Source organism: Methylosinus sp. LW4 (assembly GCF_000379125.1).
Classification (GTDB): Bacteria; Pseudomonadota; Alphaproteobacteria; order Rhizobiales; family Beijerinckiaceae; genus Methylosinus.
In genome coordinates this window covers 95,612-122,268 of the sequence record NZ_KB900627.1, presented here as the reverse complement: position 1 = coordinate 122,268, position 26,657 = coordinate 95,612, and the positions used below count along the sequence as shown (strand labels likewise).

The 26,657-nt window shown below is 66.9% G+C and carries 1 protein-coding gene; it reads right to left on the bottom strand.

Translation table 11 applies throughout. The features are described from left to right. Positions 1-33 precede the first annotated feature (33 nt). Positions 34-26,604 (bottom strand): LamG-like jellyroll fold domain-containing protein, encoded by a 26,571-nt coding sequence (locus tag METLW4_RS28395; protein WP_018268059.1) that lies wholly within the window; start codon positions 26,602-26,604, stop codon positions 34-36. Positions 26,605-26,657 lie beyond the last annotated feature (53 nt).

Sequence of the window (26,657 nt, the reverse complement as noted above, 5' to 3'; positions counted from 1 at the left end):
CATATTACAACGCCGCGCGCGCCTTCCACGCCGCTACCATTCGAAGCGCCAGCCATCGCCCGGCAGCGAATGGCCGCCGTGATCGGTGTGATCGCGCTTGTGCTCGGCTTCGGCCCACAGCCAATCGTCGAGATCGGCGCAATGGGGAGCCGGCGCAGGCGTCGGCGGCGGAACGAACTGGATCGGAACATCCGTGCTCGCCACTCCGAAGGCGCCGGCGACGGCGGCCTGCTGGATTTGATTGGCGGAGAGCGTCTGCCCGAAGAAGGCGACCTCATCGATATGGCCATCGAAGGACTTGGTGATCTTCAGCTTGGAGAGATCGCTCGCCCCGCCGACAGCGGTTTCGTCGGAGCCGCCGATCACGATCGCGGACTGGTTCGCGGTCAGACCGCCGGCGTAGGCGTTGGAGCCGACGAGCGCGCCATCGAGATAGAGCTTCATGCCGCCGACGCCGAAGGTGAAAGCGACATTGCGCCACGAGCCGGCGGCGACCGTCGCCGACGAGCGGATCGAGTAGACGCCACTCGGCCCTTCCATTTGCACGACGAGATGATTGCCGTCGAGGCCGATCGTCAATCCGCCGCCGAGGCCGGCGCCGTCCTTGGCGAACAGCGTCTGCTGTCCGAAGGTCGAGCGCGCGTCGAACCAAAGCGTGATCGCGCCATTGGCGACAGCGAAGGCCGGATCATTGGCGACGGCCACATATTCGCGGCTCGAGTCGTGGAAATCCGCCGACGTTCCCGCGCCGAAGGGCGCGATCGTCGTCGATGGGCCGGCGTCGTCGCGATCGGGCTGGCCATTGGCGTAGAACACGCCGTTCTGCGCGGCGCCGGCGCTGTCCGCGACAGTGGAGCCGGCGCCATCGAAGGTCCAATAGGCGATCGGCGTCAGCAATTGCTGATCGGCCGTCACCTGCACGCCGGACTGCACCAGCAGCTGCGCGCCATTGCTATGGTAGACGTCGTAGACGACATTGCCGATGGCGCGCTGGCCGATATCGCCCCAGGCGCCGGAGAGATGCAGCGGCTGGGCGCCGTCGCCGAGCACGACGAGCTGGCCATTGCCGGCGAGCGCCTGCACATCCGCCGCGCTCAGCGTCGAAGGGTTGGCGCCGCCGAGCACATAGGCCGACGTTCCATCGCCGAAGACGAGACGCTCGACGCCTTCGAGCTGGTCCGTGCCGTCGATAGTGGGACCGGCGGCCCCTTCGGCGATCAGCTTTTGCGCGCCCTCCTTCATCAGCCGGCGCACGAAGGCCTGATCGACGGAGCCGCTGAAGATCGCCACCTCGTCGATGAGCCCGCCGAAGGCGTTGGCGACGCGCTGCTTGGCGAGATCGCCCGAGGCGTCGGCATTGCTCGCATTGGAGCCGCCGATCACGATCGCCTCATGATTGCCGGCGATGCCGCCGGAATAGGAATCCTCGCCGACGAGCACGCCATTGAGATAGAGCTTCATCCCGCCTTGGCCGAAGGTGAAGGCGAGCTGGTTCCACGAGCCGGCCGACACGATATTGAGCGTATCGACGACATGTCCGTCGAGCGACGCCTCGAGACGCTGCCCGACGAGGCTGATGGTGAGCCCGTCCTCGGCGCGCTGGCCGTCCTTCGAGAACAAGGTCTGCGTTCCCGACGTTCCGCTCGCGTCGAACCAGAGCTGGATCGCGCCATTGTCGAGCGCGAAATCGTCGGAATTGGCGACCGCTATATAGCCGCGCGGATCCTTGTGGAAGGCCGCCGAGGTCCCGGCCCCGAAGGGCGCCACGCTGGCGGAGGGGCCGGCGTTGCCGAGATCATTGGCGAGCTTCGTCACGAAAGTGGCGTTCTGGGCGACGCCGGCGCTGTCCGCCAATGTCGTAGAACCACGCGCCTCATTGAGCGACCAATAGGCGACGCCTTGCGGCAGCGCCGGACGGGTATCCGCCACCTGCAGCGCGCCGCCGACGAAGGACAGCTGATAATCCGACAGCGCGCCGGTAAGGCCGGGGCCGGCGCTCGCCAGCCGCGGGCCGGACACTGTGAGACGGCGGATCTGATCGCCGTTCAGCGCCTGGCCGAACACCGCCACCTCATCGATGGAGCCGCGGAACGCCTTGCTGATCGTCAGCTTGGAGAGATCGCCGCTCTGACTCTTGTTGGTTTCGTCCGAGGCGCCGATCACGATCGCCTGGTGATTGTTCACGAGGCCGCCGCTGTAGGAATTGGCGTCGACGAGCGCGCCATCGAGATAGAGCTTCATGCCATCGGCGCCGAAGCTGAAGGCCAGCTGCCTCCAGCCGCAGCCGATGTCGTCGCAGCTCGTCACCGTATAGGACGTCGTTCCGGTCTCGAGCCGCGCATAGACGCGGCCATCGGCGATTCCGATGGTGAGATCGCCCGCATTATTGCCATAGCCGTCCTTCGCGAACAGCACCTGATCGCTTCTGCGTCCGTCCTCGCCGGCGTCGAACAGGAAGGCGATCGTCCCATTCGCCGAATGGAGCGCCGCATCGTCGGCGACGACCACATATCGGCGCGCATCGCCATTGAAGCTCGCATTGGCGCCGGCGTCATAGGACACATTGTCCGCTGTCGCCGCGCCGTCGTCCGATCCGTGCAGCGACGCGCCGTAGAAGGTCCCGTTCTGCGGCGTTCCGACCGAGTCGGCGACGACGCCATTCACCACCTTGTCGAAGGACCAATAAGCGGTCGGCTGCACGATCGGCATAGAGACCGTGTCTATGCCGTCGCCGCCGTCGATGAGATCGTTCCCGCCGCCGCCGACGATGTAATCGGCGCCGTCGCCGCCGAGAATGACGTCATTGGCGGAGCCGCCGATCAGCGTGTCGTCGCCGAGGCCGCCGAGCAGCACCGACGGCCCCGAGCCCGCCCGAACCGTGTCATTGCCGTCGCCGGCCTTCACCGTCAGCGGCGCATCGACGCTCGCGTCGACAGTCACAATGTCGTTTCCTCCGCCCGTGGCGATGACGATGGACTTCACATCGGCGGCGTTGAACGTCTTGATGACATTCTGCCCGATGATCGGCAGGAAGCTCGCATAGACCTCGATCGTCGCGCCATTGGGATCATTGGCGCCGCGCGCGCCCTTCTGCATCACATCCTGAACCTGCTGATCGCTCAGCTGGCGGCCATAGACGGAAACCTCGTCGATATGGCCGGAGAAGGAATCGCTGATCGTCAGCTTGGAGAGATTGCCGGACGTGTTGCGATTGTCGGCGTTGGAGCCGCCGATGACGATCGCCTCATGATTGCCCTGCAATCCGCCCGTATAGGCGTTCTCGCCGACGAGCGCGCCGTCGAGATAGAGCTTCATGCCGGCTTCGCCGAAGGTGAAGGCGACATTATGCCAATCGCCGCAAGAGACATTGTCGCCGCCTTCCACACGGAAGACGGTGAGCCGCCCGGTCGCATCGACGCCCTCGAGCTCGGCGAACAAGGTCCCCTCATCGACGCCGATGGTCAGCTGGCCGGCGCCCGTCCCGCTCTTGTTCTTGGAGAAGAGGACCTGCGTGTCGCACCAGCCGCGACCCGTGTCATTGGCGTCGAACCAGAGCTGCACCGCGCCGCTCGCGAGATTGAAGACCGGATCGTCGGCGACGGCGACATATTCCTTAGTGTCGTCGTGGAACTCGATCGAATTGGCCGCGCCGAAGGGCGCGAAAGCCGCAGACGGGCCAGCGTCGGCGCGATCCGGCGCGCGATCCGTGTAGAGCGTTCCATTCTGCGGCGTTCCGGCGCTGTCGGCGACGGCGGTTCCGCTGGTCTCGTTGAAATTCCAATAGGCGACGGGCTCCAGCGGCTTGCGCACGATCACCGTGTCGTCCTGCGGCGTTCCGGCGATGCGCAGCACGCCGTCGAGCAGAGCGACGCCGGTGAGCCGCGCCTCGGTGGTCGCGGTGGCGACGCCAAGATCATCGTCGGCGAGGCGCGCCGAGATCGTCCAGAAGCCCGGATCGCGATAATTATGCGTCAGCTGGAAGTCGCGCGTTCCGGCGGCGTAGGCGATGGTCTCCGCCGCTGTCCCATCGCCCCAATCGACGATGAGCGTATAGCTGTCCAGCGTTCCCGGATCGGCGAAGACGCCCGTGAGCACGACCGGCTCGCCCGGCAGCACATTGCCGACTTCCGCCGCATTATTGGTGAAGGTGGCGAAGACCGGCGCGACATTCGCCACAGTGACCGCCGCGCTGATCGTCGCCGAGGCGCCATCCTTGTCGGAAAGCGTCAGATCGATGCGATAATCATCGGCCGCGGTTCCCGTCGGATTGTCGTCGAGATAGCGATGCGTCGCGGTGAATGTATGGCTCGCCTCGTCTATGGTCAGCGCGGAGGCGCCGCCGTCGCCCCAGACCACAGAGCCGGAATGCGTGTCCAGCGCGCCGGCGTCGGTGAAATGGCCGAGCAGCGTCACCGTCCCATTCTCGTCTATGGTCAGAGTGGAGGCGAGCGCGCCGCCGATCGTCTGCTTCTTGGCGCCGACGCCGTTCAACGTGAGATCGGAAATGATCGGCGCCGCATTGGTCACGATGACGCTCGCCGTCGAGACATTGCTCTTGGCCCCGGCGTCGTCGGTCACAATGGCGGAGATCGTGTAATCGGAGCCGCCGGCCGGATTGTCGAGATAGACATGGCTCGCGGCATAGGCGCGATTGACCGCATCGACGGCGATCGTCGCGCCGGCTCCCACGCTCGTGGATGTGGAGCCGTCGCCCCAGTCGATCGCGACGCTATGCAGATCGAGCGGGCCGGCGTCTGTGTAGACGCCGGAGACAGTGACCGACGAGCCCTCTCGAGACGCGCTCGGAACCACGCTCAGAGCGCCGGCGACGGGCGCGACATTATCGACCTTCAGGCTGAGAACCGTCGGCGCGCTCGCGCCTTGATCCTTGTCGACGATATTGGTCGTGATCGTGTAGACGCAGTCCTGAACATAGCGATGGGCGACGTCGAAATTGAGCGCGCCGGCCGTGAGATCGACGATCTCGCTCTGCCCGTCGCCCCAGGCGACATTGAGCCGGAAGCTGTCGAGCGCGCCCGGATCGACGATGCGGCCGCTCAATCGCGCGAACGCGTTCTCGGCGATCTCCGCCGGTCCCGGTCCCGCGGCCGGCGTGACGGCGACAGTCTGCAGCGTGGGCGCCACATTGAGCACGGTCACGATTTTGTCGGCGGCGACATAAGAGCCGTCATTGTCGGTCGCGCCGGTCTTTATCGTATAGGCGCCATTATCCGCATAGCTATGCGTGGCGACGACATCGCCATCGGCGGCGGCGGCATCGATCAGAATGTGATCCTGCGCGCCATCGCCCCAATTCACATCCCACCATTTGATCTTGTCGGCGCCCGGATCGGTCGCGGACAGCGACAGGCTGTATATCGCGCCTTCGTCCGCCGTTGCGGCGCCCGCGACGGTCAGCGTCGGCGCGACCTCATTGATGGCGATCGTCGTATAGGCGTCGGCGACGCCGCCGTCCTTGTCGACGATCTGGCCGTGAACGAGCAGCGCGCCGCTCTGCCGCAAATATTGGCCGGGAACCGTCGCCGGCCCCGCGCCCTGCACGAGATCGAAGGTTCCATTATTGTCGAAGTCATAGCGATAGGTCAGCGACGCCGCGTCCACCGGCGACGGATCGGTCACGCCGGAGAATGTCACCGTCGCGGAGGCCGCGCCTTCGCTCACCGGGCCGCTATTGCCGAAGGAGACGAAACTCGGCGGCGCATTGTCCACCGTCACGCCGACCGCCTTGGAGATCGTCGTCGGAGTCGCCGAGCCGATCGTCGCATAGCCGACGATCACATGCGGCGTGGAATAGACGCCGCTGTCATTGACGCCGAGCGCAATCAGCTCGCTCCAGGAGAAGCTCGCCGTCGCGCCACTCTTGTCGATCGTCCCATCATTATTGATGTCCCAACCATAGGAGAGCGGCGCGCCGGTCGCTTGCGCGGTCAGCGTGAGCGACTGGCCCTCCGCGATGCGATAGGGGCCGCCCGTATCGATATTATTCGCCGTGAGACCGACCGTCACCGCATAGGCGGCGGAGGTCGCTCCCGTCGGGCGCGTGTCCTTGTCCAGCGCCGTGGCGCGGATCGCGACATTTCCCGGCGCGACATAGACATGGCTCGCCTGTGTGGCGTCGGCGCCGAAGGTCTCGACAGCGGAACCATCGCCCCAATCGACGCGCCATTCGAGCACGCGATCGATCGGCGAAGCATCGGTCGCCGTGAAGCCGATGGTGAAGGGCGTTCCGACCGTCGCCGCATGCGAGGCGCCGGTGACGGCGACCGCCGGCGGCGTATCGGCGATCTGGATTTTCGACACCGCCGTGGTGGAGAGCCCGTCGGAATTGGTCGCGCGCACCGCGATCGTATAGAGGCCATTGTCGGCGAGGCCGAGATCGACGAGGCGATCCCAAGGCAGCGTCACGCGATAGACGCCGCCGCCGAGCGCGGTTCCCGTCACTTCGCCGAATTGTCCATCGCCGTCTATGTCGAAGACGACCGGGCCGGACAACGAATTGGTGGAGCCCAACGCCTGAACATTGGCGGTGAGAGTCACGCTGGAACCTTCCGAGGTCGAATAGCTCGGCGCGGAGAAGGAGACGATCGGCGAGGACAGAACCGTCAAACCCTCGAAAGTGTCATAGGCGACCGCGCCCTTGCCGGCGAGGCTGATCGAGCCATTGGTCTGCGGGATCGGCAGGCCGGCGACGCCGCCGACGAGGATGGAGGCGTTCGGATCCTGCGGATCGACGATCAGCGTGTCGCCGGGCGCGACGCCCGGCGCGTCGCCGTGCAGCGTCGTCACCGCATCGGACGGCAGATTGGGAAGCGAGATGCGCACAATATCCGCATCGGCGTCGCCGGAGACGGTCGTATGCGCCGCGGCGCCCACCTTCTCGATGGTGATCGCATCGGAGCCGGCGTCGCCGTCGATCGTCGTCGTCGCGCCTGCGCCCGTGTTCTGCACATCGATCGTATCGGCGCCCGCTCCGCCATGAATGGCGAGCGTGTCGGCCGCCGTCTTGGCGTTGACGACGCGCAGATCGAGACTGTCCGCGCCGGCGCCGAGATCGACGCTGGTCGCGCCGCGATAATCGGCGACGACGACATGATCGGAGCCGTCGCCCGTATTCACCTTGGTCGCCGTGACGATCGCCGGCGGCGCGGAGACGAGCGACACAGTGTCGTCGCCGACGCCCGTCGTGACGCCGATCGACTCTATATCCGTGTGCTCCGTCGTGAAGGCGATCGGCGGCGCCTTGGGCGAGAGATCGACATTGAATGTCGCGAGACCGCCCTGCTGCGTCGCCGAGCCGAGGCTGCTGACATAGGCGGTGAGCGAGGAGCCGTTCTGCGGCCCAAGGATCAGCGAGGTCGGCGTCAGCAGGCCGCGCACGCCGCCCACGGCGTCGCGCACGACTTGGACGAAGCCGAGCTCGCCCGTCTGCTGGTCGCGCTGGAACACGGCGATGTCATTGGCTCCGCGCGCCGTCACCAGCACATATTGGCCATCGGCGGTGACGGCGACATCGGTCGGCGCGTCGAGCCCGCGCACGCCATTGGCGCCATTGCGCAGAGTCTCGACGAAGACGAGCGGCTGCGTCTTGGAATTCGTGACCTGGAAGACAGAGAGCGTATTGCCGCTCTGGCTCGTCACATAGACGAAGCCGCCGTCCGGGCTCGCCGCCACATCGGAGGCGCCGACGAGTCCATTGGCGGCGCCGGAAAGCGTCTGCGCGGCGCCGGTCGTCGCGTTGGAAGCGGTGAGGCTGCCGGTCGTAGCGTTCACCGAATAGACGAAGCCATTCTGCGCGATCGTTTCCGTCGCGGCGTTGCTCGCGCCGGACTGGGTCGAGAGCAGAGTGAGCGCGCCGGTCGCCGTGTTCAGCGAATAGCTGCGCTGGCCGGCCGCGCCCGTCGTCGTCAGCACATGTGAGCCTGCGTCATAGCGCATCGAGTCGTAATAGGCGCCGCCATCCGATTGCGATTGCGCGAAGGAAAGATCGCCGGTCGCCGAGGCGAGCTTGAATGTCGCGAGCCTGCCGGTCGTCGCGCTCTCCGTGACGACGAAACCGTCGGTTCCCGTGACGAGCACATTGGAGACGCTCGTGAGGCCGGAGACGCCGTTCTGCGCCTCCTTGAACAATTGACGCTGCGATCCGTCATCCGCATTCACGACGACGAGAGAGTTCGTCGCGGTGGAGACGCCGAAGATGTGGTTCGCGCCCGGATCGGCCGCAATGGCGTCGAAGCCGGTGAGCTGCGCGACGGTCGGCGCCGACGGCCGCGCGATCGAGAGATATTGGACATTGCCGCTGAGCGACAGCGTGTTGCCGGTGAGCGTGGTTGCGCCCGCGGCGTTCACGCCGATCGAGGCGGCAAAGGTGTGATTATGCGCGCCGCCCTCGGGCACGAGCATCTCCCACACCTGCCCCGGAGGGAGGCTCGTCAGCGCCTGATCGGCGCCGACGCCATGCGTCTTCAACGCTTGCGCCGCCGCGCCATCGAGGCTGAGCGTCGGATTGGCGATGTTGATCGTCGACACATTGGCGACGAGCAGCACGTCGAAGCCCGTGTAATCCTGGTTCAGCGCGCCGACGCCCTTGTCGAGCAGCATGACCGCGAGCAGCGCGTCCGAAGGCGCGTGATCGAGCTGCGGCGTGGTGGTGTCGAAGTCGATCGAGGCGGCGTCGAGCCCGGAGACGACGCCGTAAATATCCGCGCCGCCGGCGAGGCCGACGATGGTCGGAGTGAGCGGAGCGCCAGCGATATAGCTGTTCGCGAGGCGCGGGCCGCTGAAATGCTCGACGCTCGGATCGGTCGCGGCGAAAGCGGTCTGGCCGCCATTGCCGGAGACGGCGCCGCCGCTCGAGAAGGTGAGCGAGGTGTTGCTGCCCAGAATGAAGCGTCCCTCGCCGCCCTTGGGCGCGGTTCCGCCGCCGACGCCGCCGGAGGTCGTGACGGAGGTCTTCAACGTCGCGCCGCCATTGGCGAGATCCGTCGCATAGAGCTTGATCGCGCCGCCGGCTCCGCCCGCGCCATCGCCGCCGTCGCCGCCCGGGCCGCCGGCGCCGCCGGCGCCGCCATTGCCGCCGTGATGGGCGTCGGACGCGTCGCCGCCGCCGCCGCCGCTCGAAGTCGGCCCGTAATTCGGATCGGGGTTCTGCCCACCGCCGCCGGTCGAGCCCGCGCCGCCTAGTGCGGCGAAAGCGTCGCTATTGCCGACGCGAATTTGACCTTGCGCCACCAGCTGGAAAGCGCCGCCGCCGGCGCCGCCCAGGCCGCCCGCTGCGCCATTGCCGCCGACTCCGCCGCCGCCGCCGCCATCGCCGCCGCCGCCGCCGATGTAATTATCGGTGAGGCCGAGGAAGCCGCTCGTCCAGTGACGGCCATTGCCGCCGCCGCCACCGCCGCCGCCGCCGCCCGAGCCGCCGCCGCCACCGCCGCCGCCGCCACCGCCACCCATGCCGCCGGATATAGCGAGGCCGGTCGCCGAATTGGCGCCGCCGACGCCGTCGCCGCCGGTTCCGCCCGTCCCGCCGGTTCCGCCACCCTGGCCGTCATAGCCGTCGCCGTCGCGCAGACGGTTGCCATTGACGATGTCATAGGCGCCATAAGCGCCCCCGCCGCCATAGCCGCCGTAGCCGGCATAGCCCGCATAGCCGCCCACGCCCGCCGAACCATTGGATTGATTGCCGACGCCGAGTCCGCCGCCGCCGCCGCCGACGCCCGAGGCGCCGTAATAGCCCCAGCCGCCATCGCCGCCTATGCCGCCGCCGCGGCCGAAATCCTGGTAGCCGCCGCCGCCGCCGCCGCCACCGCCGCCGCCGCCGTAATAGCTCGGGGAGCCATAGCCGCCGCTGCCTCCGTGATTGTCGCCCGTGCCATAGGGACCGCCGACGCCCTGTCCCGCGGCGGTCGTTCCCTGGAAGGTGAAGTCGGACGGAAGGCTGCCATTGGAGCCGCCGCCGCCGCCATAGCCGCCGACCGCGCCAGAACCCGCGCCGCCGGAGCCGCCCGCCACGCCGCCGCCGGCGCCCGCGGTCTGATTATGCGCGGAGAGATCGAAGGTGACGCTATCGGCGAGCTGGACGTTGTTGGCGACATTGAACGACAGAACATTCGCGCCCGCAGCGGACACTTTGCGATTGGCGGGCAGGCTGAGGTCGCCGGCGAAATTCAGCGACACCATGCCATTGTTGGAGCCTGTCGCGCCCTGATCGGCAGTGATGGAGAAGCCCGATTGGCTGTAGCCGAGATACCACCAGCCGCCATTGGTGAAATCGAGCGTGTCGTCGATCGCCGTTCCGCCATTGTTGTAATTGACGGCGATCTTGCCGGAATTGATCCAGACCCACTGGCCCGAATAGACCGTCGTGTCGATCGAGAAATCGCTCGAGAACATATAGGTCGGCACAGTCGCCGGCGCGACGGTCGCGGCGGCGTTGGGCAGATCGTCCACCGCGACAATATTGTCGACGAGGATCGAGCCGAAGGGCGTCGAGGCGTCCTTCGCCTTCAAAGTCACTTTGTCGAGACCATAGAAGCTCGCCAGCGAGGTATCGAAACGCTGGAAGCCGGCGCCGGCGACGAGGCTGAGCTCGGCGCTCACCGTCTGTCCGCCGATCGTATGGCCGATCAACACGACGACCGCCGTTCCGCTCGCCGCCGTATTGGCGAGCTCGAGCGAATAGAGCGTGAAGCCGTCGCCATTCGGCGTTCCATCCGCCTTCGCCGCCGCCAGCGTGAGCACGTCGTCATTCGCGCGCGCCTGCGCCGCCGGGCTGATGGCGTCCGAACGTATGAAGCCGAGCGCATTGGAGGTCGACAGGCGGAACCCGTTCGACGCATAGGCGACGTCGCCCTGGCTCAGCCCGTCGAAATTCAGCACCTTGTCGTAATTGCGATAGGTATCGAAATCATTCGCCGGATCGGGCTGCGTCACCACGACGAGACCCGATTGCAGCGTGATGCGATTATTGTCGATCGTGACATTCACATTGGCGGTGGTCGTCGACACGACATCGAGCGTGTCCGTTCCCGTCTTGCCGCCGAGAATGCGCGTCAGATCGGCGCCGGCGGTCGAGATCACCGAGACCGGCGAGCCGGAAGGAAGCGTCGCCGCCTGAAGATCCGTGTCGAGCAGCGTCCAGGCGATCGGCGTCGTCGCATTGGCCGAATTGTCGACGATGAGCTGCTCCACCGTCTTGTCGATGGAGGTGAACTGATTGGCGATCGGCTGCGCCGAAACCTCCACCTGCAGCGTGTCCTTGCCGGACTGGCCGTCGACGATGGTGCGCGCCGTGCTGACGCTGCGCGCCTGGATGAGATCGTCGCCGCCGCCGCCGAACACGCCGAGCACGGTCGCCGGCAGAGTTGCGGCGTGGACGTTCAGCGTGAATGTGTCATTGCCGTCGCCGAGCTTCACATCGACCTCGGCCAGAGAGCGGAAGGTTACGTCGCCCGTGGTGAGGCCGGAGACGATTCCCTCGCCGACGGCGGCGCCGTCATGGATCACGCCCGTCGTCGTCGCGGCCGGCGTTCCCGAGAGATCGACGGTGAGCTTGTCGGCTGCGCCGGCGCCGGTGACGAGCAAGGGCGCGGTCGTTCCATAGACGATCGCCTCATCGAGGCCCGCGCCGAGATTGATCGTGGTCGGCCGGCCGGCGCCGTGAACGAAAATCTTGTCCACCGCGCCATTGGCGTCGACGACGATCGGCGTCGCCGAGCCGTTTATGACGACAGTATTGGTGGTCGCGCCGGAAAGAGCGACGGTGGTCGCATCGACGCCTTCTATGTCGACCGGCTGCGCCATTCCGACCGCGGTGATGCGGCTGCGCGTCGCCGATACGGCGTCGAGCGTCAGATTGGAGTCGACCGTCGGGCTCACCGAGAAAGCGTCGCCCGCATCGCCGCCGCCGCGCGCGAGAACATGGCCGCGAATATTGGCGAGGTTCGGCCCCAGCGTGATGGCGTCCGCGCCGGCGCCCGCATCGACGATCGTATCCGTCGAGCTGGCCGCGATCGAAATCCGATCGGCGCCGGAGCCGGCCTTCACCGTCACAGTGGCGAAATCGCCATAGGTGACGCCCTTGTTCGGATCGACCACGGTCTGGTCGGCCCCGCCCATGCCGAAGCCGAAGATCCGATTGCCATTGGCGCCGCCGATGACGCCGGCGTTGGCGACCGTATCGCCGCTGTCGTCGACGAGCAGCGTGTCGACGCCAGCGCCGCCGTCGAGAATGAGCGCTCCAGCGACGCTATTCACCGTGCCATCGACGCCCGAGACGATGACGGAGTCGGCGCCGTCGCCGAGATGCAGCGAGGTGATGGTCGCCGCCGCCGTGGAGCGCACGGTCGCCGTATCGGCCCCGGCGCCCAGATGCAGAGTCAGAGCGCGAAGATCGCTGTAGACGACCTTGCCCGTCATGCCGAAGCCGGCGATCTCGCTGTCGGAGACGGTTCCGGTCACGCCCTGCGCGAAGCCGGAATTGTCGAGATCGAGGGACGCGAGACCATCGCTCGCGCCCGTCACGGTCAGCGTTCCGACGATCGTGGCGAGATTGCCGCCGACATTGCTCGTTCCCGTCAGCTCGCCGCTCGCATTGGTCGTCGCGCTGGCGCGGCTGCCGACGAGGATCACATCCTCGGCGCCGCCCGTCGCCACTGTCATGGGCGCATTGGCGGCGACGCCGCGAATGACGATCGTGTCGCGATCCGCGCCGCCGACCACAGATACGGCCGCCGCGGCGATCGCGCCCTCGAGATCGATGAGCGCGCCGACGCCGGAATCGGCGTTGCCGGCGTCGCCCGTCAGCGTCGCGGTCTTGGCCGCGTTCAAGGTCGCCCCGACGGCCATGACGATATTGTCGCCAGCGGCGAGCGACACGGCGCCCGTCGTCGCGCTCAGGAAAGACGTCGCGCCGAAGATGATGTCCTCGCCGACCGCATTGCTGTCATAGGTCGAGAGAAGGACATCGCCGCTCGTCGAAGCGACCGTCCCGACGCCGACTCCGCCCGCGATATCCGCCGCGACCACATCGCCCTTGGCGGAAGCGGTGAAGGAGCCGGCCGCGCGATCGGCGTCGATGCGCAGCGCATCCGCTTTCGCGCCGATCGAGCCGCCGCCCGCATTGAGAATGAGCGTGGGCGCGCTCACATTGACCGTGACGCTGGAGTCGGCGTCGAGGATCGAGCCCGTCGCAGAAAGGCTCACCGTCCCGCTCGTCGAGCGCGCCGAGCCGAGCTCGAGATCGCCCGTCTCGCTGATGAAGATTCCATCGCGCGCGAGCGCGTCGAGACGCGTCGAGGCCGTGCGGATCGGCGAAGCGGCGGAGCCGATCACGCCCTTCGGCGCCGTGAGCGACAGAGTGGTCGCCTCTATGCGTCCATTCGCATTGGCGATGATGTCGCCATTCGCCGTCGAGATCGACACCGGGCCGAGCGCGTCGAGAATGGCGTCGTTCAGCGTCACCTTCGTGCGCGCCGCGGTCGACGTGTTCGCGATGGTGACGGCGGTGTGACCCGGGTCGGACGTCGTGACCGGCAGGAAGTCCTTCTTATAGGTGACGTCGACGACGACGTTCTGCGCGAAGTTCGGCGTCGCCGCCAATGGATTGATGAGGCCGATCTGCACGTCGTAATTCGACGCGTTCTGAATGAGCACGTGATCGAAAGCGGTGAGGAAGGTGATCTTGGGCGCGCCCTTGATCGAATCCTCGCCCGGCGTCGTGCCATAGCCGGCGGGTGTCGGGTCCTGCCCCCAGCTCGGAATGGAGAAGGTCGCCGTGCCGGCCGCCGTGGAGGTGTTGACGATATCGGGCACGATGAAGACGCCGTTCTGCAGCGTGACCGCGCCTATGCCCTGCTTCTTGACGATATTTCCCGCAGCATCGATGACGAGCTCGGGCGCCGGCGGCCCGGACAGGAACACATCGGCGTTGAAATCGATGGTGCGCTGATAGGCGACGGTCTTCGACGGATGCTCGTCGCCCGTGTCGATCAGCGCGCCATGCGAGCTCGCGTCGACGAAGCCGGACACATTGGGCGAGCCATAGGCTTCGACCGTCAGAGCGCGCGTATGGACGGCGCTCCCGCTCTCCGCGACGACGCGCGTCGTCACATCGAAATCATTTTTCGCATAGCTGTTGGTGGAGGCGCCGAGCCCATTGGTCGTGGCGTCGGCGCCGGCGAGGCTGGCGACGGATTCGTGGCGCGCCTTCACATTGACGGAGCCGCCGCCATTCAGCGAAGCGCCGCTGTGCAGATCGACCAGCGCGTCCGAGGTGGGGCTGGAGGAGCCCGGCGCCGACTCTGGACGGCTCAGCGTCGCATGCGCCTCGGAATTGGCGCCGAGCGCGCTCGATTCGGCGACGGCGTCGATCTTCAGATCGAGCGTCGTGACGCGCGCGAGAACGTCGAGCTTGCCGCCGGCGGTCAGCGTCGCGGCGCCGATATCGGTTTTTGTCGCGCCGCCATAGGTCAGATTTCCGGTGACGCGCGTATCGGCGCCGAGACCGCCGGCCGAGGCGTGCGGCGCGGATTTGCCCGTGCTGGACGTGCGCGATTCGACCGAGAGATCGCCGCCCGCGGCGAGCTGCGCGTTCCCGCCGATCGTCGTCGTCGTCGCATCCGAGGCGTTGACGGTCGAGGTCGCGCCGATGACGGAGACGATCGCGCCCGCGCCGCCGTCGCCATCCGCCTTCGCATTATTGGTGGTGTCGGCTAGCACTGTCAGGCCCGTTCCCGCCGCTATATGCGCGCCGGTTCCGACGCGCAGGCTGTTGGCGTTCTTCAGCGTGCTCGTGCTTCCGCCCTCGATGACGGTGACGCCGCCATAATTGCCGGCGTCGCCGGTCGCGAAGGAGGTCGTCGTCGTGACCGACTGCACCGAGGCCGATTGCGTGGCGGCGATATCGGCGCCGTCGTCGATGACGACGGTCGTCGTCGGATCGATCTCGAGCTCTATGTCGAGCCCCTGCCCGCTCGCTACGCCGCCGCCGGCCGCATAGCCGAGCAGCTTGACCGATGTTGTCTGCGTGGCTTTGACATCCGTCGCGCGGCTGCGGATGATTGCCCGCTTGCCGACGCCGACCGCCATGACCGGCGCGAATTTGGCTTGCGCGATCACCGCGCCGACCGCAATGCCGCCTATGGCGCCGCCGTCGATCTCGAGATTGTTCGCGGTGGTCGTGCTGGTTCCGTGAACATCGACCTCGCCGCCGGCGTAGACGGCCGCGTCATCCCCGATCCGCGCGGCGACCGCGCCATTCACGGTGATGAGCGTCGCGCCCGCCGCGGCGCCGACGAGGCCGCCGCCGATGGCGATGCCCATGGGCTGATTGGCGTCGAGCGGATTGACCGTGACCGTGCGCTGCGCGTCGATCTTCACATCGCCGGCGATCTGCGCCGCATCGGAGCCGATCTGCGTGAACTTGCCAACGATCGCCTGCGACGTCCCCGCAATGGTGAGCTTGCTCACCGCCGCGCCGAGACCGGCGACGCCGGACACCGACCAGGCGCCGTCGGCGAGAAAATGATTCACATTGGCGATGGATTTGACGCTGACGTCGTGGAAGCCGGTGACGATCGTCGCATCCACGAGCGAGGAGGCCTCGATCGTCGAGGAATCGTCATGCGAGGCGCCGGGCGTCGCTCCCAGCATGGCGCGCGCCGAGCTATTGTCGTCGATGAGCGACACGGCGCCGCCCAGCGAGACGAAGCCGCTGACCGCGCCGGCGAAGCCCAGCACATGCGCGTTGGAGTCGAGATTGGCGGAGACGGTGAGCTCGCCGGCGCTCGGGTTCAGCCCGGTGATCGTCGTCTGCGGCGCGATGAAGGCGGTCGAATCCGCATCTATGCTCACGACGCCGAGACCGACGCCGAGCGCCGCGGCGCCGCCCGCCACGCCGCCGGCGCGCGCCGTGAGATCGAGCGCCTGGCGCGAGATCACGTCGAGATTGCCGGTCGCTATATCCGCATATTGCAATATGCCGGCGGTCGTGCCGCTGGTGACGCCGCTCGTCGCCTTGGTCGCCGAATTCACCCGGCCCGCCGGCGTGCTCGCCGCGGAGGCGCCGCGCGCCATATTGGCGATTTGCGCATTGCCCGCCGCGAGACGATGCGCCGCGCCGCTGGCGCCCGCCGCGTCTATGTCGATCGCCTTGCCCTTCTGCGCGTCCTCATAAGAGGCCGCGAGCTTCACCAGCTGCGGATGCGCGCTGTCGATGATGACGAAATAGACCTCGCCGTCCTTCAGCCCCTTTATCGCATTGCCGCCGCCCGCGTCATAGACGACGGCGTCGCCCGTCCTCAGCCCGCGATCGGCGCCGAGATCGATCGTGTCGGCGGCGCCGTTCACCTTCTGCGCCGGATCGAAGGTCGCCGATGACGCGTCGCTCGTCTGCATGCGGCCGGACAATGTGCCGACAGTGCTCTCGACGAATGAGAGCACGGTCGAATTATCGCCGCTGAGCGCCGAGGAGGAGCCGCCCGAGGTCGAGTAGCTATCGGTGAAATTGCCGCCGACAGTATAGACGACTATGCCGCCGCCGAGGCCGACGAGGCCGGCGCCGGCGCTGATGGCGTTGGCGTTGACCGTCCAGCGCGAGAGCGCGAGCACATCCGTGTCGCCCTTGGCGCGCACGCTCGCGGCGCCGATCAGCGCCTGCGTGTCATTGCGCAGCACGCCGACGTCCACAGAGGCGCCGACGCCGGCACCGAGGCTGGCGCCGAGCCCGCCCGCGAAAGTGAGGAGATCGAGCTTGTTGGTCGCGGCGACGATGACGCTCTGCGAATTGGCGGCAGTCGCGGCCGTGTTCTGATTGATCTGCGCGCCGTCGCCGATCGTCGCCAGCGTGTCGGAGTCGACGATCTCCACCGTCACCGCGCCCGCTATGCCGGCATAAGCGCCGGCGCCGAGGCTGGCGCCGACCGACACGATTTTTTCCGATGTCGCCGCGAGAACGGCGACGCCGCGCACGGTCTTCTGCGAGAAGCCGCCATTGCTCGAATAGGCGCCGTCCGGCGCATCCGAGATGAAGGAGGCGCTATTGGCGTAGGCGTCGATGATCGCATGATCGCCGATGGTCGCCAGCGTCGTCTTCTTGATCGAGGTGACGTCCACGGCGCCCGCGCCGCCGCCCGAGCCTATGCCGACGCCCACGGCGCCGCCGATCGCGTAGGTCGTCGTGTCGTCCTTCGCGGCGACCAGAACATCGCCCGTCGCCGACACGCGCACGCGGCCGGAGATGGAGGCGATTGTCGATGTGTCGATGACGATCACCGCGGCCGAGCCGGCCAAGGCGACCTCTCCCGAAGCGGCGATTCCGGCGGCGATGCTGAGCACATCCGTCACCGCATGAGAGACGACGGCGACATCGCCGGCGGCATTGACGATCGTGTCATAAGCATTGCCGGCGGTCGCGCCCTGCACGAAGGCTTCCGTCGCGCCCTTCAGCACCGGCGCGGCGAAGGCCGGCGCCACCGAGACGCCTCCCGAGCCCGCGAGGCCGCCGCCGATCGCGAGGCCATTATAGGCGCGGCCGGCCGCGACCAGCACATTCTGCCCGGCGCCAGCGCCCGCATCCTCATCCGCATTTATGCGCGCGCCCTGGTCGATATGGGCGAGCGTGTCGATCTGATGCACGCTCACCGATCCGGCGAGCGCGCCCGATCCTTCGCCGGCGATGGCGACGCCGACGCCGGCGCTGGTCAGATCATTGACGCTGACCGCGACGATGATCACGCCCGATTGCGTGGCGACGAGCGGCTTGCGATCGCGATTATTCGCGAGCGTCGGATCGTTGAAATCCTTATTGCTGATCGACGGAACGCCGGTGCTGTTCAGCGTCTGCACGACATGGCGCGCCGTCGATGCGACGCCCGTGTCGAGGAGATCGATCTTCTGACCGTTCAGCGCGTCGGCCTTATTGGCGGCGAGCGCGAAATGATTGTCGTCGATGCGAATGACGAAATAACGCCCGCCCGTCTGCAGACCGCCGAGCGCCAGCGATTGCCCGGTGTAGACGACTTCCTGACCGGTGCTGAAGCCATGCCCGGCGACAGTCATCGCATCGGCGCCGTAATCGACGGCCGAGGTGGCGAAATCCTTGGAGACGCCCTGCTGCTGCGCATTGGCGGTCGCCGGCGGCGCGCCGAACTCGCCCGTATCGGCGACGATTCCGCTCTTGCCGGACTTCGCCAGCGCCGTCACCGAAGCGCCGGCGGCGATATAGGCCTCGGTCGTCTTCTTCACATAGCCGACGCCCACGGCGATTCCGCCGGCGCCCGTGCCCGCGGCGGCGACATTGCCGGAGACTTGATCGAGCGTCGTGTCGTCCTCGGCGGAGACCAGAACATTGCCGTCCGAACGCACGACGGCGCCGGCGTCGATATGCGCCTTGGCGGTGAGATCGAGAACGGAGACGCCGGTGGTCAGCCCGCCCGCGCCCTCGCCGGCGCCGGCGACGGCGGCCGAAACCGAAGTGAGAGTCATATCGCCTTGGGCGATGACGATCACATTGTCGCCGGCCTTGGCCGTCGCGCCCGCGCCGACATAGGCCTCGAGGCGGCGCTTCACATAGCCGGCGTCCGCGCCGGCGCCGACGCCCACATCGCTGCCGGCGATGGCGCCGGCGACGCCGACCAGCGACAAATGTCCGTGCGAGACGATGTCGACGTCGTGATCGGAATGCAGCCCGGCGCCCGCCGCCGGCGTCGCGCTCGGCGCATCCTCATAGGCGAGCGCGCTCACATCGATATAGGTGAGGGTGAGCGCGCCAGCGCCGGCGCCGTCGCCCGCGAAGGCGCCGCCGACGCCGATGATGACGACCGATTCTCCGGCGTTCGCTTCGATGGAAAGGCCGCGTCGCGATTGGCCGTTCACATCGGTGAAACCCGCGCCGGCGCCGCCGGCCGAGAGAGTCGCGGCGCCATCGACATAGGCTTTGGTCGTGTCGAGAATGGTGACATTGGTCGCCGCCAACCCGACGCCGGCGTCGCCGCCCGCGGCGAGCCCGCCGGCGATGGCGACGATATTGGCCGTGTCATCGGCGATCACGCGCAGATTATTGCGCGCGGAGAGATTGGAGGTCGCGCCGACGACGGCCGCCGTCACCGTGTCGTCGACGACATTGATCGACAGCGACCCGGCGAAGGAGACATTGTCGCCGCCGGCGCCGCCGAGCGTGAGCGAATGGATCGCGGCGGTCTCCTCCGCCTCGACGAGGACGTCGCCATTCGAGTCGATGGTCGAGCCATCGACCTTCGCCGTCACCTGATTGGCGATGTAATTGGCGCTGATCGCCGCGCCCACAGCGCTTCCCGAACTCGAAATGGCGACGCCGCCGGTCAGCGCGTTGATCGTCGACTCGTCGCTCGCGCGCAGGCTCACCGAGCCGCCCGAGCCCGCCGTCGTGCGCAGCGTGGAGCCGCTGGAGACGATCGTCTCGATGGTGTTGTAGACGCCATTGACCGAGAGGCTCGCGCCGACCGTCGCGCCATTGCCTTTGGAGCCGCCCAATGCGGCGGCCGCGATCTTGCCGGCGACGGAGATCGGCCCGTCCTGCGTCGAATGCGCCGTCAGGCCGATCCCGCCGGCGCCCGCGGTTATGCTGGAATTGTCGACCGTGGCGCGCACTTGCAGCGCGACCTGATTCCAGCCGAGGCCGACGCCATAGGCCTGGCCCTGCGCCCCGACGCCGAGCGCGCCGGCGACCGCATAGATGACCGAATTGTCCTTGGCTTCGAGCGAAACGCCCGAGGCGATCACATCGGCGTTCTGGATCGTCGCCAGAATCGGCGCGGAATTGTCGCGCGTGAAGATCTTCTGATCGGTCGAGACGACATTTATGCCGAGCGTGAAAGCCACGGCCTTGCTGTCGACGCCGCCGCCGGTCGCAATGCCGAGCGATATGGCGAAAGCCCATAGTTTTTCATCATCGACCGCGAGAATCGAGAGATCGTCGCCGAGCGTCAGCGCGCTGCGGCGCTTCTCGCCGAGCACGCCGGCGATAGTGCTGGCGCTGAGCTGATTGAAGCCGAGCGAGGCGCCGACGCCCTTGGCGCCCGCCGTGTAGCTGGCGCCGCCGCCGATGGCGATGAGCTGCGCCTCGTCCCGCGCGGTGAGCGCCGCATCGCCATTGGCGCTGACCTTGGCGCCGTCGATCGTCGCCTTTGTGGTGTCGACGATGCGATTGATCGAGACCGAGCCGGCGAAAGCGTCGCCCTGCTCATTGGTGTTGGCGGAGACGGCGGCGGAGAAGCTCGCCAGCGTGCCGCCGTGCGTCGCCTTCAGCGAAATTTCGTCGCGCGTCGCGAGCGCCGCGGCATGGCTGGCGATGACGAGCCCATTGGCGTCCGGCGAGCCGGAGACGGCGAGCCGATCGGCGATGAAGGCTTCCGTATCCGCGGTGATCTGATTGAGCGCGAAAGCGCCGCCGATCGTCGTTCCGCCGCCGAGCCCCGTGCCGGCGTTGACCGAGACCGCGACGCCGCCGACGATGGCGACGATCGTCTGCGTGTCGTCCGCGGTGAGCGACAATATGCCGACAGACATGGCGCCGCGCGCATCGATATAGGCGAGGTCCGTGTCACGAATGACATTGATCCCGGCGCTGCCGGCGACGCCATAGCCGCTCTTGGGCTTGGGCGCCTCCTCGAACAGCGCGGGAAGCGAGATGCCGTCGAGCGGATCGCTCGCCGAGGAGCCGAGATTTTGCGGCGCGCCTTGCGGGCCGGTCAGCACGGTCGCCGTGCCGACGACGCCGACGACGACGCCCGTCGTCGTCGCCGACAGAGACGTGTCGCCGACATTCATCGACACGGCGCCGGCCGGCGTCGCATTCGGATCGCCGCCCTTGCTGGGATCGGCGCCGATGAAAGCATAGACGTTGCGCTCGACGTCATTGACGAGCACCGAAGCGCCGAGACCATTGGAGCCCTTGCCGGCGACGACGATCGTTCCCGCGATCTCGACCTCGGTTCCGCCGGTCGTCGCCGCAATATCGACGGCGCCGCCGCCCGTGACCGTCGGCCCGAAGCTCGCCGTCGCGACGAGCCCGGCCTCTATGTCGCTGCGCTGGCGCAGAGCGAGCCCGCTGCCGGCGAAGGCGAATTGGCCGCCGTCATCCGTCTTGCCGCCCGACTGCGCGATGGCGAGACGGAAAATATCCTCGGTCGCGTGAATGGTCAGCGCGCCGCTCGCGCCAATGCCCACCTTGGCGTCGCCTTCGATGCGCGCATAGACGGTGTTCTCTATGTCGTCGACGAGAATGGAGCCGCCGATCGCCTTGGAGCCGGAGCGGCCGAACACATCCACCACATCGCCGCCGCGCAGCAGCTCGCCGGCCTTCTTATTCTCATATTTCGCCTTGCCGAAGGGGCTTTCGCTCAGCGACCATTTGCCGATGCCCGCCATCTCGGCGAATTGCATCATCACATCGGCCATGACAGTGACCGATTGCGTCGCCGAGGGATTATAGCCGGCCGACGGCGGCGATTGATTGATGCGGGCGCCGGACTGAACGACCGCCGTGCTGTGATCGATATAGGCGTTGACCGCGATGGAGCCGGAGACGGAGGTCGCCTGCGTGTCCTGGGCCTTGGCGCGCGCCATCACCCAAGTGTTCATGAATTTGGAGCTGACGCCGAAAGTGCCGTCCAGCAGATCAGTCAATCCGCTGACGCCACGCGTGACGATGTCCTGCGGAACGCCGAGAACGAGATCGAGCGGATTGATGAGGAAGGGATAGGAGAGCGAGGAGGCGACCTTCACCGTCTCGCCGGCGTCGATGATCGTGTTTCCGGCGATCGTCGCATTGGCGTCGTTGAGATAGACGCCGACCGCGAGCGAGATGTCGACCGCCTTCGCGGTCGCGGATTTCGTCTTCGACTTGGAGACGTCCGATTGCGAGATCAGCTGCGTGCGCTGCGTGCTCGTCGCCAGCGCCTCGACATTGTGATCCGTCTGCAACGTCGTGGGCTTGGCGGCGGTGGCGTTCTTGCCGATGGTCGCCTCGACGTCGTTCTTCACCACATTGACGGCGACGGCGCCGCCGGCGCTCAGCCCGTCATTGGTGATGTCCTTGGTGACGGGCTTGCCCTTGTCGTCCATCACTTGCGCGCCATTGGCGTCCAGCACATTCTGCTTGCCGCTGGCCGCCGACGCCTGACCGAAGATGGTCGCGAGCGCTATGTCCGGCTTGGTGAAGATGTCCTTGTATTTCGTCGGATTGAACTTGCTGCCGACTTCCGGCTTGGCCTTGCTTCGCGTCTGCGAGTCGAGGATCGCCTGAACGCCTATGCCGTCCGTGCTCGTGCTCGCCGCGAGAGTGTGATTGGCGCCCTTGCCGTCGCTGGTGAGATTGATCGCCTTGACCGCGGAGACCTCGCTCGCATCCTCGACCAGACGAATGTGATTGTCGTCGACCTTGACGACATAGTACTGCTCGCCCGCGGTGAGGCCGCGAATCTCGCGGTCGCCGGCGGTGAGATCATGCACATTGCCGCGCGAGGCTTGATAGACCCGATCCTCGGCGATGACATGCACGGAGGCGGCGCCGGGACCGGTCAGCGTGACCAGCGCGCCGGTCGTCGCGTCGCGCAGCTCGAAGGAATTGGCGTCGACGACGACGAGCTTATACTGATGATCGCTCTGCAATCCGCCGATGGCGGAGGCGCCGAGCGCCTCGAGCGAAGCGTAGTCGACGAGCAGCGGATTTGCCGCAGTCGCGGTGAATCCATGGTTCTGCAGATAGATTCGATTGGTCGTCGCATCGATGCGCGCCAACGTGACGCTCGCCGTCGTCTGCGTCGCGGCGTTGGAGAAGCTGTGCGTTCCGAGCGTCGCACCCTGCGCCATGGAAACGAGGACGCCGTTCGAATCCTTCAGCTGGAACAGATCATCGCTGATCTTCTGAACCGTGTAGACGGCGCCGCTGGCGAGGCCTGCGATCGGCGTGTTGCCGCCAGCGTCATAGGTCACCTGGTCGCCGGTCGAGAAGCCATGTCCTGCAATATGGATCGTCTTGGCCGTCGGATCGATCGCATCGAGCTCGAAGGCGCGCGACAGCGTGGTCGATTTGGTGGGATCGACGGCGTAGATGACAGCGTCGCCGTCCTTCAAGCCATGATTGGCGATGGCGATGGTGTCGAGCGAGCCGTCGACCGCCGTGCTGGGCGCGAAGCTCTTGATCGCGCCGATATAGTCGAGCGCATGCGTGGCCGCGGAGCCGGGATCAGTGAGCGTGATGCGCGCATTGGTCTGCTCGTCGCGCAGCTCGAATGTGTCGGCGTCGGTGGCGACCAGCTTATATTGATGCGCCGCCTGCACGCCGCCGAGGGTCACATCATTCTCGGAGAGCGTGTCGTACGTCACATCGATCGGCGTTCCGATCGCGAAGCCATGGTTCTTCACGTGAATGCGGCCGTTGGCGTCCACGCTGGCGAGATCGATCTCGGCCTTCTTATTGTCCGACGCACGCGTGAAGCTCTGCGTTCCGAGCGCCGCGCCCTGCGCGATCTGGATAAGATTGCCGGAACTGTCCTTCAGGGCGAAGCGCGCATCGTCGATTTTCTCGACCGTATAGACGGCCTTGTCGGCGAGAGCGGTTATCGTCGTATTGCCGCCGGCGTCGTAAGCGACCTGATCGCCGGTCTCGAATCCATGGCCGGCGATTTGAATCGTATGCGCGCTCGCGTCGATCGCGTCGATGTCGAACAGCTTGGATTTGACGACATTCAGCGTTTGCGTGGAGGTCGGATCGACGCCCGCGGGATCGAGATCGATCGGCGGCTCCTTGGCGAGCTGAATATGATCCTGATCGACGACGATGACATAATAGGTCTTGCCCTTGTCGAGCCCGCCGACAGAATCGCTCTGCTGGCCCTGCACAGCGAGCACGGTGGAGCCGGCGACCGACGTATTGACGAGATAGGGCGTGTAGACGACGGCCTGCCCATTGGTGAAGCCGTGATTGGGCAGGGTGATCGTGTCTGTGGTGGGATCGACGCCGCCGATCGGATCGAATGTCTTGGTGTCCGTGCTGTCTCCGGCGACCGTGCCGGCGGCTTTGATGGTTCCGTCGAGCGAGGCTTTGACCGTGCCGAACTCGAAAGCGAGCGCCACGCCGACGCCGGCTCGCCCGTCGACCGGGCTGATGGTGCTGGCGTCGGGCGTCGTCTTGGTCGCGCCATTGGCGATGACATTGACATTGCCGCCACGCGAGGTGATCTCGGCGTCGAGGCCGACGGTCGCCAGAGCGGTGAGATCCGTATGCGCGATGGCGATGGCGATGGACGAGGCCGTCGGATTGACCGTGCTGTCGAGATTCGACGAGGCGCGAGCGACCGTCTTCGTCGAGGTCGAGCCCTTGGCCGAAATTGTGACGCTGCCGCCGGCGTCGATGACGGTCGAGCCGCCGATATTCGCCTCGACATCGCTCTGCGCGAGACCATAGCCGCCGGCGAATTCGAGCCCCGTATATTTCGCGAGGCCGCCGCTGCCGAGCGCGGAAGCGATGGCGAACACCTGCGTGTCGACCTTGGTTTCCGCCTTTATGTCGACGGTTCCCTCGGCCTCGATCGTCGCATCGTCGACATTGATCTTGGCGTCGGCGCCGCGCAGGATGACGGAGAGATCGATTCCGGTCGCGGCGCTCAGCACGACGCCGGGTATCTGCCCCAGCAGGCTCGTCAGCGTGCCAGTGAAGCCGGCCGCCGCGGCCGGCGCGTCGCTGTTGAGGTTGATGTCCTTGGCGGTGGCGTTCACCTTGATCGAGCCGCCGCGAATGATCGCGCCTTGAATGTCGATGGCGGCGTTCTTCGCCGTGAAATCGCCCGGCCAGCTGACGAGACGCGTCGCGACATCGGAGGTGGCGAGCGAAATCTTGCCGGCCTTGTGGCCAGCGGCCGTATCGGCCTCGGCGAGCAATTGCGCATTGGGGCCGAGCGCGATCCACTCGCCGCCGGCGAGGCTCGTCGTGCCGTCGGCGTTGGTCTTTTGATGACCGAGCAGGATTTCGCCGGCGTTGCCGCCGGCGAGCGCGGTGGAGACGATCGCGGAGCTCGCGACATTGCGCAGCGTCATCGTCACGGAGCCGCCGCCGCTGGGCGCGAAGGTCAGCACGTCGCCGACGCTATATCCCGTTCCCGCGGAGCTGAGCCGCGCGGTCGCCACGCCGTCCGTATCGACGGCGATGGTGGCCTCGGCGCCCGTTCCAGCGCCGCCGGTCGCCGCCACATGCGTGTAGGTCTCGCTGGCGGTCCAGGAGCCGCTGGCGCCGGTCTGATCGGCGACCTCGCCGACATAGATCGTGTCCGCCTGCAGCGTGAGCGCGCCGCCGTGAAGCGCAATATCGCCGGAGACGCTGACGACGCTCTTATGCGTCAGATGATTGTCGCCGGGCAGGAGGCCGCCATCGTCGAAGGGATCGTAGCCCGAAAGCAGCGTGTTCACCGACAGCGCCGCATGAAACGTGCTGTCGAGCGACGCGATGTCGACGCTGTCCGAGCCCGAGCCGCCGATCACGGTGAGCGAATGCGTCGGGGCGTTGAAGGTCTGGCTCTCGAATTTGCCATTGAGGCTCTCAAGCGTCATGACGCCGTCGGTCGTCGTCCCCGCGTCCTTCAGCCGCGCCTGCACGCCGCTCGAGCCGCCCGCCAGCGATCCGAGATCGAAAGAGAGATCCGTCACCGAACCGCTGATCGTGACCGGCTCGAGGCCACGATAGGCGACGATGCGGCCGTCATAGGCGATCGTGCCGCTGTCCGGGCCCGTGGCCGTCGAAACGAGGCTCTGGGCCACGCCGACGTCGAGCGCCAGAGTGTCGAACCCGCCTGCTCCGCCGTCCACCGCGCCGGCGAGACTGCCGCTGGCGGAGAAGGCGAAGGTGTCGTTATTGTCTGCGGCGCCCGCGAGATTGGCGAAACCGCTGAACACGAATCCGCCGACCGAGCCCGCGCCCGCGCCATCGATCCGCCAATTCGTGTCGGTCACGGCGCCGATCAGCGTGTCCGCGCCGCCGCCGATGAGATTTTGGACGCCATCGAAGCTCGCCTTCACCGAGCCGACAACGGCGCCCGAGCCATCATCGTGGAGCGTCCAGCTCGCCGGGGCGCCGGAGATCAGCGCCAGCGTGTCGGCGCCTTCGCCGCCCGAGAAGGTGAAATGCGGCGCATCGTGGCCGGCGAAGGACTGGGCGTCGATCGTCACATTGTCCGCGCCGACGCCGCCGATGATCGTAACCTGATCGAGGCCGAGAAGATTGGCCCGCGCGAGGATGACGGAATTGCTGCGATCCACGACCTCGACTTGCGGGCCGGCCGATGATGGGGCCGTCGACGGCGATTGCGCCGACGCGCCCGTCTGCGGAGCGCTCGCAGGATCGACGAGCTGCACGACGACGTCATGGGCCTGCTGCTGCGGGACCGCCGCCGCCAGATTCACGGCCAGAACGTCGGCGTTCAGCAGAACGCGCGGCTCGAGCGTGTCGAAGACGATCTTCGCGCGTCGGCCGGGCGGCGGGGGGATGAGCGCGGTCGAGCTCTCGAGCTGCGATTTGCGACTGGCGGGAGCTTGCGGCCGTAGCAGCCGAAGAAACATACGCCGCCCGCGATTTTGAAATGACTCCGCCATAGACATCAGCCGACCCCGCA